Annotated in this window: 13 protein-coding genes; 6 read left to right on the top strand and 7 right to left on the bottom strand. The window is 69.0% G+C overall.

Going from position 1 to position 13,320, the window contains the following annotated elements:
• Window positions 1-9 precede the first annotated feature (9 nt).
• The 5 genes from pstA to ACWEVR_RS15520 all read right to left on the bottom strand — a co-directional run bounded on the left by pstA (window position 10) and on the right by ACWEVR_RS15520 (window position 5,233).
• Window positions 10-915: a phosphate ABC transporter permease PstA gene (gene pstA / locus ACWEVR_RS15540; protein ID WP_067640879.1), complete on the bottom strand. Its 906-nt coding sequence runs from the start codon at window positions 913-915 to the stop codon at window positions 10-12.
• On the bottom strand, window positions 915-1,886 hold the full coding sequence (pstC, locus tag ACWEVR_RS15535) for a phosphate ABC transporter permease subunit PstC (protein WP_067640877.1): 972 nt from the start codon (window positions 1,884-1,886) through the stop codon (window positions 915-917). Before pstC ends, pstA begins: the two co-directional genes overlap by 1 nt.
• Before the next feature lie 92 nt (window positions 1,887-1,978).
• Window positions 1,979-3,091, bottom strand: a complete 1,113-nt coding sequence (gene pstS / locus ACWEVR_RS15530; RefSeq protein ID WP_452467479.1) for a phosphate ABC transporter substrate-binding protein PstS — start codon at window positions 3,089-3,091, stop codon at window positions 1,979-1,981.
• A gap of 285 nt (window positions 3,092-3,376) precedes the next feature.
• A complete protein-coding gene (mshD, locus tag ACWEVR_RS15525) occupies window positions 3,377-4,267 on the bottom strand; it encodes a mycothiol synthase (RefSeq protein WP_452467478.1) in 891 nt (296 codons plus the stop codon).
• Window positions 4,268-4,474: 207 nt separating this feature from the next.
• On the bottom strand, window positions 4,475-5,233 hold the full coding sequence (locus tag ACWEVR_RS15520; RefSeq protein WP_452467477.1) for a winged helix-turn-helix transcriptional regulator: 759 nt from the start codon (window positions 5,231-5,233) through the stop codon (window positions 4,475-4,477).
• A 188-nt stretch (window positions 5,234-5,421) separates the two neighbouring features.
• On the opposite strand from ACWEVR_RS15520, the gene ACWEVR_RS15515 reads away from it, so the two are divergent.
• The 6 genes from ACWEVR_RS15515 to ACWEVR_RS15490 all read left to right on the top strand — a co-directional run bounded on the left by ACWEVR_RS15515 (window position 5,422) and on the right by ACWEVR_RS15490 (window position 9,487).
• Window positions 5,422-6,267, top strand: coding sequence for an LmeA family phospholipid-binding protein (locus tag ACWEVR_RS15515; protein WP_067492559.1), 846 nt, complete (start codon window positions 5,422-5,424; stop codon window positions 6,265-6,267).
• The gene (locus ACWEVR_RS15510; RefSeq protein WP_452467476.1) at window positions 6,264-6,698 is read left to right on the top strand and encodes a thioredoxin family protein; all 435 of its coding nucleotides are present in this window, start codon (window positions 6,264-6,266) and stop codon (window positions 6,696-6,698) included. Before ACWEVR_RS15515 ends, ACWEVR_RS15510 begins: the two co-directional genes overlap by 4 nt.
• 269 nt (window positions 6,699-6,967) lie before the next feature.
• Window positions 6,968-7,438, top strand: coding sequence for a DUF4395 domain-containing protein (locus ACWEVR_RS15505; protein ID WP_452467475.1), 471 nt, complete (start codon window positions 6,968-6,970; stop codon window positions 7,436-7,438).
• A gap of 31 nt (window positions 7,439-7,469) precedes the next feature.
• Window positions 7,470-8,303, top strand: a complete 834-nt coding sequence (locus tag ACWEVR_RS15500) for a sulfurtransferase (protein WP_067492342.1) — start codon at window positions 7,470-7,472, stop codon at window positions 8,301-8,303.
• Window positions 8,304-8,308: 5 nt separating this feature from the next.
• Window positions 8,309-8,614 carry a DUF1416 domain-containing protein gene (locus tag ACWEVR_RS15495; RefSeq protein ID WP_067492341.1) on the top strand — a complete coding sequence of 102 codons (306 nt, stop codon included), beginning with the start codon at window positions 8,309-8,311 and terminating at the stop codon, window positions 8,612-8,614.
• 180 nt (window positions 8,615-8,794) lie between these two features.
• A complete protein-coding gene (locus ACWEVR_RS15490; protein WP_452467474.1) occupies window positions 8,795-9,487 on the top strand; it encodes an FABP family protein in 693 nt (230 codons plus the stop codon).
• 368 nt (window positions 9,488-9,855) lie between these two features.
• Here ACWEVR_RS15490 and cydC read toward each other — a convergent pair whose 3' ends face one another.
• On the bottom strand, window positions 9,856-11,553 hold the full coding sequence (gene cydC / locus ACWEVR_RS15485; RefSeq protein WP_452467627.1) for a thiol reductant ABC exporter subunit CydC: 1,698 nt from the start codon (window positions 11,551-11,553) through the stop codon (window positions 9,856-9,858).
• A 17-nt stretch (window positions 11,554-11,570) separates the two neighbouring features.
• The gene (gene cydD, locus ACWEVR_RS15480; RefSeq protein ID WP_452467473.1) at window positions 11,571-13,319 is read right to left on the bottom strand and encodes a thiol reductant ABC exporter subunit CydD; all 1,749 of its coding nucleotides are present in this window, start codon (window positions 13,317-13,319) and stop codon (window positions 11,571-11,573) included.
• Window position 13,320: the final 1 nt, after the last annotated feature.

The following is a 13,320-nucleotide window of genomic DNA, read 5'->3' as shown; positions in this document are numbered from 1 at the left end:
CGTTCGCTTCTATCGGTTCCGGGTGAGCAGCTTGTTGACCGCGGCGGCAGCCAGGTACAGCAGCGCGATGAGCAGGATCAGCGTGAGCGCCGCACCCCAGACACGCGCGCGACCGGCCGGCTCCGGGTTGGCCAGCTCCTGGTAGATCAGCAGCGGCAGCGAGGCCATGTTGCCGTCGAAGATGTTCTGGTTGATCGACTTCGAGTAACCGACCAGCACCAGCACGGGCGCGGTCTCACCCATCACGCGGGCAAGGGCGAGCAGGATGCCCGAGATCATGCCCGGCGCGGCGGTGGGGATGACGATCCGCAGGATGGTCTTCCACTTGGGCACGCCGAGCGCGTAGGAGGCCTCGCGCAGCTCGTCGGGCACCAGCTTCAGCATCTCCTCGGTGTTGCGCACCACCACCGGAAGCATCAGCAGCACCAGTGCCAGCGACACCGCGAAGGAACTCTGCGGCATACCGAGCGTGGCGATCCACAGCGCGAAGATGAACAGCGCCGCGACGATCGAGGGCACACCGGCGAGGATGTCGACCATGAAGGTGGTGACCTTGGCCAGCTTGCCGCGACCGTATTCCACCAGGTACACAGCGGCCATCACACCGAGCGGCACCGCGATGACGGTCGCGATCAGCGCCTGCACGATCGTGCCGTAGATCGCGTGGTACACACCACCGCCGGACTGGTCCGGCAGGATGCCCTTCTGCGAGTTGAACCACCAGTCGGCGGTGACGATCGAGCCGATGCCCTTCACCAGGACCAGGCCGAGCACCCACACCAGCGGGATCAGCGCGATCACGAAGCACAGGGTGACCAGACCGGTGGCGATGTTGTTCTTGATCCGCCGACCGTTGCTGACATGGCGGAACGTCGGCGCCTTGACCGGCTTGTCGAGGGTCGATGTGGTGGTCATCAGCCGTTCACCTTTCCACCGGAGGCCAGGCGGGCCAGGGCGTTGACCACGAAGGTCAGCGCGAAGAGGACGAAGCCCGCGGCGATGTAGGCGCCGGTCGGCAGCGGGGAGCTGAATTCCGAGGCGGCCGAGGCGATCTTGGAGGCGAAGGTGTAACCACCGTCGAACAGCGACCAGGTGCCCGCGTTGCTCGCGGTGCGGAGCACGACGAGCACGGCGATCGTCTCGCCGAGCGCGCGGCCGAGGCCGAGCATGGAACCGGCGATCACACCACTGCGGCCGTAGGGCAGCACGGTCATCCGCACGACTTCCCACTTCGTGGCGCCCAGCGCCTGGGCGGCCTCGATGTGGGCGCGCGGGGTGAGCGCGAACACCTCACGGGCCACCGAGGTGATGATCGGCAGGATCATCACGGCGAGCACGACACCGGCGGTGAAGATGGTGCCGCCACCGGCGATCGAGACGTTGCCGTCGGAGAACAGGAAGAACCAGCCGAGGTTGGAGTTGAGGAACTCCTGCACCGGCGCGATCTGCGGGGCGAGCACGAGGAAGCCCCACAGACCGAACACGATGGACGGCACCGCGGCGAGCAGGTCGATCAGCATGGTGAACGGCTTGCCCAACCGCGACGGCGCGTACTGGGTGAGGAACAGCGCGATGCCGACGCCGATCGGCACCGCGACGATGAGCGCGAACACCGAGCTCAGCACCGTGACCATGAACAGGTCACGGATGCCGAAGCGCAGGTTGTTCGCGTCACCGGTGGAGAATTCCGTGCTGGTGAAGAAGTTGGCGTTGTCGGCCATGAGCGAGGGGACCGCGCGGATCAGCAGGAACAACGCGATCAACGCGATGGCCGCGACAATGGTCGCGCCCGCCGCGGTGGCCAGCCACCGAAAGATCGTCTCGGCGTTCAGGCGCCCGGAACGACCCTTCTCCGGGGCCTTGTCGAATTTCGGTTCGGTCGGCATATGCGAAGTATCTCCGGCCGCCCGCGGGCCCGTCGAATCCGACGAGCCCGGTGCGGTCACCTCAGGGTGCATGGTCATGGCCTACGCAGCGATCAGGAGATGGCGTTGATCGCGGTGGTCAGCTTGGTCTTGAAGGCGTCCGGCAGCGGCACGTAGCCGGCATCGGACAGACCGCTCTGGCCGTTGGTGACGACTGAGGTCAGGAACGCCTTGACGGCCTTGCTGGTCTCGGCGTCGGCGTACTTCGAGCACACGATCTCGTAGGTGGCCATCATGATCGGGTACGCGCCCGCGGCGGTGGGCTTGTAGAACGAGCTGGTGTCGAGCACCAGGTCGTTGCCCTCGCCCTTGATCTTCACGCCGTCGATGGACTTGCCCGCCGACTCGGCCGACAGCGCGACCGGGTCCTTGCTCGCCGAGGTGATGATCTGGGCGATCGACAGGCTCTGCGCCTTGGCGAAGGACCACTCGTTGTAGGTGATCGAGTTCTTGGTGTTCTTGATGGCGGCCGAGGTGCCCTCGTTGCCCTTGGCACCCTCACCGACACCGCCGTTGAACGACTTGCCGCCGCCCTTGCCCCAGGCACCGTCGGACGCGGCGTCGAGGTAGAGCTGGAAGTTGTCGGTGGTGCCCGACTCGTCGGAGCGGAAGATCACGGCGATCTTCTCCGAGGGCAGCTTGGCGTTCGGGTTGAGCGCCTTGATCTCGGGGGCATCCCAGGTGGTGATGGCGCCGTTGAACACCTTGGCGGCGGTCGGGCCGTCGAGCACGAGGTCGGTGACGCCGTCGACGTTGTAGGTGATGGCGATCGGGCCGAAGACGGTCGGCAGGTTCCACGCCGGGCTGGCGCAACGCTCCTGGGCCTTGGCGGGCTCTTCCTTCTTGGAGCTCAGCGGGGAGTCGGAGCCACCGAAGTCGGTCTGCCCGCCGATGAACTCGTTGACGCCCGCGCCGGAGCCGCTGGAGGTGTAGTTCAGGGTGTAGCCGTCGCAGTTGGTCTCGTAGGCGGCGACGAAGCGCTCCATCGCGTTCTTCTGCGAAGAGGCACCGGACGCCTTGAGCGCCTTCTTGCCGCCGCACTCGACACTGGTGTTGGCGTTGTTGCTGGTGTCGCCACCGGTGTTGTCGTCGCTGCCACAGGCGGCCAGAGACATGGCACCCGCGGCGAAGACGCCGACCAGGGCGCTGGTGCGCTTGAAGTTCACTTTTCCTCCGACATTGCTGACGAACTCGCTCGGTCCCTCACCGGCCCGGGCGAGTTGGGTGGTGCGGATCGCGGGTGAACGCGAGCACCAGGCGACGACTGTGCCGCCCAGAAGTAACGTAGGTTCGCCCGGTTGACAGTTGGCCCGAGGTGGGTTAACGGAGAATGAACAGCCCGGCGCGATTAGACCGAGCGTGTGATGTTTGCCCCAGTTTTACTCGTCGGTACCCGGTCATCCTCACAATATTCAGGGTCGCCGAGGAACTGTGAGCTGTCTCGCAGCCGGTCAGCTCAGCGCGTAGGCGACGTCGATATGGGCGGGTGCGAAACCCAGTTTGGTGTAGGTCCGCACGGCGGCGTGGTTGTCGGCCTCGGTGTAGAGCAGCACCTCGGTCAGGCCGGTGTCGCGCAGGTGGTGCAGTCCGGCCAGGGTGAGCAGTCGACCCAGGCCACGGCCCTGCGCGGCGGGGTCGATGCCGACGACGTAGACCTCGCCCGCCGGGGCGGCGTCGGGGTGCGCCTTGGTCCAGTGGAAGCCGAGCAGGCGGTCGGGATCGGCGGCGTCGAACGCCAAGAAGAGCCCGGCCGGATCGAACCAGGATTCGGCGCGGCGGGCGGCGACGTCGCGCTCGGTCCAGCCGCCCTGTTCGGGGTGCCAGGCGAAGGCGGCGTTGTTGACCCGCAACAGTTCGGCATCGTCGGCGGGGCCTTCGTAGGTGCGCAGGACGAGGCCTTCGGGGACCTCGAGTGGCGGTAGCTCGGGGGTTGCCAGGCTGCGGCGCATCTGCCAGAGTTCGCGTGCTGTCGTCAGTTTCAGGGCGGCGGCGAGGGCCTTGGCGGCGGGGAGATCGCCGTGTGCCCAGACGCGGGCGCCCTTGCCGCCCTCGGTGAGAGCCTTGCGGACGAGGTCGGTACCGATGCCCTGTTCGCGGGCTTCGGGGTCGACGGCCACTTCTGCCATTGCGGGGTGATCATCATGTGCCGCAACGAGATTCGCGTAGCCGGCGATCTCGCCGTTGCGTTCGGCGAGCAGATGTCTTGTGCCGGGGGTGGTTTCGGCGAGCGAGAGGACCGCCTGCTCGGAGACGGGGGCGACGCCGTCGGTGGACTTCGCGCGGTCGAGCAGGGCGCGGATGTTCTCAGCGGTGGTGGAGTCGACGGTCTCGGTCCACTTCAAGGTTGCCCCCTGTGTTTTGGGCGAACGTCGGGTGAGGTGCCCGGCTCTTCGGGTTTTGTGATTGCGGGAGGTACTGGCTGTGTTTTTGGAGCGCTGGCGCGCTCGAGCGCGGCCCCTGGGGGGCCGCTACGCCGCTTCGCGGCGGACCCTCCTCGAGGTCGGGTCGTGCGGGGGTGGGAATGCTGTCATGGCGGATTTGGGGTGTTCTCAGGGGGTGCTGCCGTTGACGGGGGTCAGGTCTTCGCCGTCTACGTCCTCGTCGGTGAAGGTCACCGGTTCGCCCTTCGCGGCTGTCGACCTTGCCGGGCGGACCGCCTTGTAGCCGACGTTGCGGACGGTGCCGATGAGGGATTCGTATTCGCTGCCGAGTTTGGCGCGTAGGCGGCGGACGTGGACGTCTACCGTGCGGGTGCCGCCGAAGAAGTCGTAGCCCCAGACCTCTTGCAGCAGTTGGGCGCGGGTGAAGACCCGGCCTGCGTGCTGGGCGAGGTACTTGAGCAGCTCGAATTCCTTGTAGGTGAGGTCGAGCGGGCGGCCTCGCAGGCGGGCGGTGTAGGTGCCTTCGTCGATCACCAGTTCGCCGAGGGTGATCTTGCCCGTGTTCTCGGGGCTGGCCACGCCGCCGTTGCGGCCGACGAGCAGGCGCAGGCGCGCGTCGAGTTCGGCGGGGCCGGTGCCGGGCAGCAGGATGTCGTCGAGGCCCCAGTCGGCGTTCACCGCGACGAGTCCGCCCTCGGTGAGCACGGCGACGACCGGCACCGACGAACCGGTGCTGCCGAGCAGCCTGCACAGACCGCGCGCGGCGGCCAGGTCGGTCCGGGCGTCGACCAGCGCGACGTCGGCACTACCGGCCTCCAGCAGGGACGACACCTCGGTCGGCGCGGGGCGGACGTTGTGCGCCAGCAGCGTCAACGAGGGCAGCACCGCATCCGGGTTGGGGTCGGAAGTCAGTAGGAGCAGCTCCACCGGGCCCTCCTCCTATCTCGTGTCTGCGCGACGAGAGCAGCCGCACAGCTACGTCGCCGAAACACAGGGTTAGTCGGTGCAACATTAGCGCGTCACAGGCCATGACCTCGCAACACGGGCACACTTACGAGTGTTCGGCCGATACCCGGGCACCCGGCACCCGCCTGCGTGGGCGCTACTCTCACCTCATGCGCAAGCTGATCATCGGGCTGCTGTGCCTGGCCGGGTTGGCGGTGGTGATCGATTTCGGCGCCGCCGCCTACACCGAGTACCACGTGTCGCGGCAACTACGGGCGGGCGCCGACCTGTCGGCCGATCCCGAAGTGACCTTCCACGGTTTCCCCTTCACCGCCCAGGCCCTGGCCGGGCGCTACGACAACGTGGCGATCCGGGCCCGAAGCATGCGCCCGGACATCCCCGGCGAGATCGGCATCGAGGCCACCCTGAACGGTCTGCACGCACCCGCCGGTGAGCTGCTCGACGGTGCGGCGCGCTCGGTGCAGGTCGACCGGGTCGACGCCCGCATGCGCATCGAACCCACCGAGCTCGGCAGGCTCTTCGGCATCCCCGACCTGCAGGTCCACACCCGTCCGGCCGACAAGTCCGACGGCACGGGCGGTTCGGGTGGTTCCGGCATGACCACCGGGGGCGCGCTCGTGCTCACCGGCACGCTGCCCACCGCGCCCAACGGGCGCATCCTCGGCGCGGGTGTCACCCCGTCGAGTTCGGCCAAGCGCGTGCCGGTGCAGATCCAGGCCGACCTGCTGCTCGACGGCGACCTGGTGCGCATCCAGGCCACCGGCTTCTATCACGACAAGAACAGCGGCCCGGCCGACACCGCCAAGACCAGCGAATCGGAGATCCTCGAGGCCGATCGCGGCGCGGTGCTCGAGCGCTTCAGCCGTACGATCGATACCAAGGAGTTGCCGTTCGGGGTCCGGCCCACCGAGGTCGAGGCGCTGGGTGGGCACATCGTCGTCGAGGGCGTCGGCCGCAACGTCACCATCGACCTGGACCGATTGCAGCAACCATGATCGAACTCGCCGTACTCGCCGCCGTCGTGCTGGCCGCCGTCGCGGTCGGCCTGCTGCTGCGCCGCAACCAGGGCCGGGTGCGGCCCGCCACCCTCGACCCCGACACCGAACAGCGCGCCCGCCTGCTCGACGCGGTCGGTGTCTCCGGTTCGGCGCCCGCGGTGCTGCACTTCTCGGCCGACTGGTGCGGCCCGTGCGACGCCGTGCGCCGGGTGGTCGCCGGTGTCACCGCGGAGCTGGCCGATTCGCCGAACGCACCGCGCGACATCGAGATCGACATCGACGCCGAACCCGCGCTCGCCCGCGAACTCAACGTGCTCTCCCTGCCCACCACCTTCGTCTTCGACGCCGAGGGCAAGGAGCGTTTCCGCATCTCCGGCGTACCGAAGGCGGGCGACCTGCGCACCGCCCTCGAGCCGCTCACAGTGTGACGTTGTCCCCGGTTTCGAGGGGGCCTGCCCATTTCCCGGGAAGACCGGGTAAACTCTTCATCGTGCAAACCGACCACGAGCTGATGCTCACCCGACGCCGCACAGTTGACCTGTGTCGCCTCGGTGGTTGTTGCTGCCTGTGCCGCTGACCGGTCGGCTTCTCTCCGAGATTCCTGACGCCGACCTCTGTTCGCCGCGCGAGTGATCGTTTCGATCCCCCGGCGAACTGGCAGATCCCACTGAATCGTCTCAGCGCAGGAGTTCGCACCATGACCTCGTTTTCTGATTCCCCACCCCGCATCGACGTCCGCGGGCCGCGTTTCGTGGCCTGGGTGACGACCGGGGTGCTCGTCGCGGTGCTGCTGGTCGCGACCGTTTCCCCCGTCGCCGCCGCGATCCTGATCGGCCTGCAGGCCGTGGTGTTCGCGATCGGCGCGGCGGCCGGTCCCACCAAGCACCCTTACGGCCGGATCTACGCGGCGTTCGTCGCGCCGCGACTCGGCCCGCCCACCGAGACCGAACCCGTGCCGCCGCTGCGTTTCGCGCAGGCACTCGGCTTCGTGTTCGCCGGTGTCTCCCTGCTGGGCTTCGCGCTCGGCTCCCCGATCGTCGGCGCGGTGTTCGCCGGCTTCGCCCTGTTCGCGGCGTTCTTGAACGCGGCCTTCGGGGTCTGCCTGGGCTGCCAGATCTATCCCCTGGTAGCCCGCTTCCGCCGGTCGCCTGCTCCGGCACCGAACTGACCCACCCTGCACGTCTGTTGAAAGGAACAACATGGCTCGCTCCGATGTCCTGGTCTCCGTTGACTGGGCCGAAGAGAACCTCAACGCCCCCGGCGTCGTCTTCGTCGAGGTCGACGAGGACACCTCCGCCTACGAGGGTGGCCACATCGAAGGCGCCGTTCGCCTGGACTGGAAGAACGACCTGCAGGATCAGGTCCGTCGCGACTTCGTGAACCAGGAGCAGTTCTCCGACCTGCTCTCGGCGCGCGGCATCGCCAACGACGACACCGTGGTGCTCTACGGCGGCAACAACAACTGGTTCGCCGCCTACGCCTACTGGTACTTCAAGCTGTACGGCCACAACGACGTCAAGCTGCTCGACGGCGGCCGCAAGAAGTGGGAACTCGACGGTCGTCCGCTCTCGCGTGACGCGGTCAACCGCCCGGCCACCCAGTACAAGGCCTCGGCTCCCGACCTGAGCATCCGCGCCTTCCGCGACGAGGTCATCGCCGCCATCGGCACCAAGAACCTGGTCGACGTGCGCAGCCCCGACGAGTTCTCCGGCAAGATCCTGGCTCCCGCGCACCTGCCGCAGGAGCAGAGCCAGCGTCCCGGCCACATCCCGGGCGCGATCAACGTGCCGTGGAGCAAGGCGGCCAACGAGGACGGCACCTTCCGTTCCGACGAAGAGCTCGCCGAGCTCTACAAGGATGCGGGCTTGGACGGCGAGAAGGAGACCATCGCCTACTGCCGCATCGGCGAGCGTTCCTCGCACACCTGGTTCGTGCTGCAGGAGCTGCTCGGCCACCAGAACGTCAAGAACTACGACGGCAGCTGGACCGAATACGGTTCGCTCGTCGGTGCACCTATCGAGTTGGGAGCGTAATCAATATGTGTGCAGCACCTACCCAGGGTCAGGCCATCCCGGCCGGCGTCGATGTGGAGAAGGAAACGGTCATCACCGGCCGTGTCCTGAGCACCGACGGTCAGCCGGTCGGCGGCGCGTTCGTGCGTCTGCTCGACGGCAACGGTGACTTCACCGCCGAGGTCGTCGCCTCCGGCACCGGTGATTTCCGCTTCTTCGCCGCGCCGGGTTCGTGGACCCTGCGCGCGCTGTCGGCGTCGGGCAACGGTTCGGCCGAGGTCCGCCCCGAGGGCGCGGGCATCCACTCCGTGGACGTCGCGGTCGCGAAGTAACGACCTCACAACGGCCCTGGTAGTTCCCGTGCGGGAACTGCCGGGGCCGTTTTCGTATCTCCGTTCCGGACTCGCTAGACTCCGAAACGTGGTCCTCTTCTTCGAGATTCTCCTCATCGCCGTGTCGATCCTCATCGGCTGGTTCGGCCTGTACGTCTTCTACCGGCTGTTCACCGAGTCATGAGCGGGCTCGCGAGCGAAGGTTCCGATCCGGCCGAGCGAGCGAGTGACGTGCAAGACGCTTCGGCACAGCGTCGCAGTGGCGACGAGGCGGTGAATGTCGCCGCCGAGCGTGCGAAAGAAACCGGGGTCCGAAACATTTCGGTCCTCGGCGGTCTCCCCATTCCCGAGGACACCGCGAATCTGCGCGAGGGTCCCGATCTGAACCACGCCATGCTCGCGTTGCTGCCGCTGGTCGGCGTGTGGCGCGGCGGGGGCGAAGGCCACCACCCCGCCGACGGCGACTACCGCTTCGGTCAGCAGATCATCGTGTCCCACGACGGTGGCGACTACCTGGTCTGGGAATCGCAGACCTGGAAGCTCGACGCCGAGGGCGGCTACGACAGCCCCGACCTGCGCGAGAGCGGATACTGGCGAGTCGGCACCGATGCCGACACCGAGATGCTCGAACTGCTGCTCACCCACAGCTCCGGCATCGTCGAACTGTTCTACGGCACCGCTCGCACCCAGTCGTCCTGGGAACTGGCCACCGATGTGGTGATCCGCAGCCAGTCCGGCGCTGTCGTCGGCGGCGCGAAACGCCTCTACGGCATCGTCGAAGGCGGCGACCTTGCCTACGTCGAGGAACGAGTCGACCCGGACGGCGAGCTCATCCCCCGCCTCTCGGCTCGGTTGCAGCGCTACATCGGCTGAGATCCCAACCGGACGCCCCGCGGTTTCGCGGGGCGTTCGTCGTTTCCGCGGCGGAAATGGAGCGACCCCCGAGCCATACCGTCCGTTCCGGGGAACGTGGCGGTCCCGGGTGGATAGTCCGGGGGCTCGGGGGTCGGGTGTCTGCCTGGGATTCGCTCAGCGCACCGCTGGGGAATCTCCCGCAGGGGTGCTGCTAGCGGGCAGCCACCTCACGCATCCGTTGAACATACATTCTTCAGACCACCTCCTCTCTTGTGTACCGATGAATCTATCGGGCTGTCGCGAGGTCGGCAATTGATTTTCCGAGGGGCTCTGAGCTGCGGATATCCACCGGTGGCAGGCGAGGCCGGAGGCCGCTCGGCACGCGCTCAGGAAGGCTTGCGGTCGACGTGGCAGGCGCCGCTCGGGTCGACGGTGACCACGGTGTCGGCGCGATGGTCTTCGGGGAGCTGATGGGTGACGACCACGACCCACCGCTCCGGATCGACCAGACCGCTGTCGCGGTCGAGCAGATCGCGCAGCAACTGCTCGCCCTCGGCGGCGGCGAGATGTTCGGTCGGTTCGTCGAGCAGGAGTGTGCCCGCGGGCGAGACGAGCGCGCGGGCGAGCAGCAAGCGCCTGCGCTGACCGCCGGAGACGGCCGCCGCACCCGCGGTGAGGCCGGTGCGGATCCCGTCCGGCAGGGTGTCGAGCCAGGGGCCGAGCCCGACTGCGCGCACGGCGCTTTCGGCTTCGTCCTCGGTCAGGTCGCCGCGCGCGACCCGCAGGTTCTCCAGAATCGACGTGTCGAACAGGTGCGCGTCCTCGGCGAAGAACGTGACACCGTCCAGCGGTGTGTCGAACAACCCGGCCCACGCCATCAACAGGGTCGTCTTCCCGGCGCCGCTCGGTCCGACGACGGCCACCCGGCGCCCCTCCGGCATCGGGATCCGCCCGGGCATCGGGTCGGTGACAGCTTCGGTGACGCCGAGCGACCCGGCGGACGGTGCGCGCAGCCGGTGCAGGGCCGCGCGGGCCGTCGTGCGCGCGGTCCGCTCGTCCGGGCGCGGGGCGGGCGCGCCGAGCGGTGTGGGTGCGAGGGCGCGCAGGCGGTGCAGAGCCGCCCGGGAGGTGGTGAGGGTGGTGGCGGCGGCCGGGAGCGCGCCGACGGCTTCGAAGGCCGACAGCGGGACGAGCACGAGGACGGTGAGCGCCATCGGACTCATCCCGCCGGGGGTCCCACCGGTGGCGCCGTAGGCGACGACGCCGACCAGCAGGGCGCCCAGTGCGCTGACACCGATCGACAGCGGGGTCGCCGCCGCGGCCCAGGCGCTGCGCGCGGCCGCGCTGTCCTCGGCGACCACCGCGCGGGCCGCCGTCTCGTCGGCGTGGGTGAGCGCGGCGTCCAGGCGACCCGCCACCCGCAATTCGGCCGCGTGATCGAGCACGGTGAGTGCCTCGGCGGTGAATTCGGCGCGGTCGTGGCGCACCGCGCGTTCCTCGTCGCGAGCGGCCGCGGCCGACAGCCACGGCGCGAGGATGCCCGAGACGGCAAGGGCCACAGCGAGAATCACCGCCGCCGGTACCGAGATGACCGCGATCAAGCCGACCGCCGCCACCGACAACACCACCGCGACGGCCACCGGAACGAATACCCGGACCACCACCGCGCCGAGATCGTCGATATCGGCGCCCACGCGCACCAGCAGGTCTCCCCGGCGCAGTTTCCGTGCGGCCGCGCGGGTGTCGTCGGTGCGCGCGAGTTCGGTTCCGCGTCGTTCCCGCCACCACCAGATGTCGGACCGGGCGAAGGTGCGATACACCTCGGTGCGCGCCGTCGTCATCGCCCGCAATGCCACGTCGTGGGTGGCCAGCCGTTCCAGATACCGGCACACACCACGCGAGATGCCGAGCGCCCGAACGGCGGTCACCGCGACGCCGATGTGCAGCACCGGCGGCATCTGCCAGGACCGTGCGATCAACCACGCCGCCAGCGCCGCCAGCGCCAACCCACTGCCGAGCGCGAGGACGCCCCACGCGATCGCCACCGCGACCCGCCACGGGGACAGTCCGAGCAGCCGCCACATGTCCCGCAGATCCGTGATCACGGCGCCGCCTCCACGCTGCGATCAGCGCGCACAGAGTCGTCGTGGGCGACTTCGATCACCACGTCCGCGGCGGCGAGCACGGTCGGCCGATGACCGACGACCACCACGGTGGCTCCCGCCGCGGCGATGTCGCGCAGCGCCGCCAGCACGCGCTGCTCGCTCTCCGCGTCGAGGTGGGCGGTCGGTTCGTCGAGAAGCAGGATCGGCCGGTGGGCGGCAAGCACCCGGGTGAGGGCGAGGCGCTGCCGCTGCCCCAGCGAGAGACCGGTGCCGCCCTGGCCGACGACGGTTTCCCAGCGTTGCGGCAGACCGTCGAGCACCTCGTCGAATCCCGTTGCCGCGCTTGCTCGGTCGAGGGCGTCGCCCCCGCTGTCGCCGGCACCGAGCAGGTCGACGTTCTCGCGCAATGTGCCCGGCACCAGCACCGGCCGTTGGGGCAACCAGGCGATGCGCGCCCACCAGCTTTCCGAAGCCATGTCGCGGACATCGCGTCCGTCGACGAGCACCGCACCGCGATCGGGCTCGATCAATCCGAGAATCGCCTGCAGCGTGGTCGATTTGCCGCACCCGTTCGGGCCGGTCAGCGCGGTCACCACGCCGGGCCGCAACTCGGCGGTCAGGTGATCGGGGGCGTTGCCCTCGCGCGCGGCGACCGTCAGCCCGCGCAGTTCGACGACCGCGCCCGCCGCGTCCGGAACCGGTGTGTCGGCAGCCTGCGACGGGCCGGGCGGGACTGCGCGGTCGAGCACGGCGAAGGCCCGGTCGGCCGCCGCCATTCCGTCCTGGGCCGCGTGGAACTTCTCCCCCACCTGGCGCAGCGGCCAGTACACCTCCGGGGCGAGGATCAACGCGACCAGCCCCGCGTACAGGCTCATCTCGCCGTACACCAGGCGCAAGCCGATGGCCACGGCGATCAGGGCGACGCTCAACGTCGCCAGACCCTCGAGCACCATCGAGGACAGGAAGGCCATCCGCAGCGCCTGCATCGTCCGCCTGCGCAGCGCGTCACCGAGTGCCCGCACCTGTCCCGCCATGCTCGACGACTCGTTTTCGCGCCCGAGTGCCCGCAGTGTCGGCATGCCCGCGAACAGGTCGAGGAGCTGATCCGAAAGCCGGGTGGTCGCGGCGAGCGTCGCCTCCGCCCGGCCCTGGGTGAGCAGACCGATGAGCACCATGAAGATCGGGATCAGCGGGAGGGTGATCACCGCGATCACCGCCGAGGTCGGATCGTGGAAGGCGATGACGACCAACACGATCGGCGGGACGAGGCAGGCCAGCAGCAGGGCGGGCAGATATCCGGTGTACCACCCGCGCAGGCCGCCGAGACCGTTGCCGACGACGACGGCGATCTCGGTGCGCCGCGCGTCGAGTTCCCTCGGCGTCAGCTCGGCCCCGGCCCGCAGGACGGCGGTCTCGAGTTCGGCCACCACCGCGCTGCCCGCCCGGTGCGCCAGCCTGGCCTGCCACCAGCTCGCGGCGCCGCGCACCGCGACGGCCACGGCGAGCACGACCAGTTCCGTTGTCCACGCGCCGAGCGAGCGGCTGCCGGGATCGGTGATGACGCCCGCGAGCACCCGGCCGATCATCACCGCCATGACCACGATCGTCGCCGTGATCACCAGCGCGAGCAGGACCGCGATCACCAGGTGTGGCCGCGCCGAGCGCGCGTAGCGCCACAGGCGCGGGTCGACCGGTCCGCGGCGCGGTTTGCGCGCCGCCGCGCTCGGGTCGACCACCGGAGTCACG

It is taken from the genome of Nocardia sp. NPDC003979 (assembly GCF_053605015.1).
Note: the sequence above shows the minus strand (reverse complement) of the source record. Positions and strands in the feature narration are given on the sequence as shown.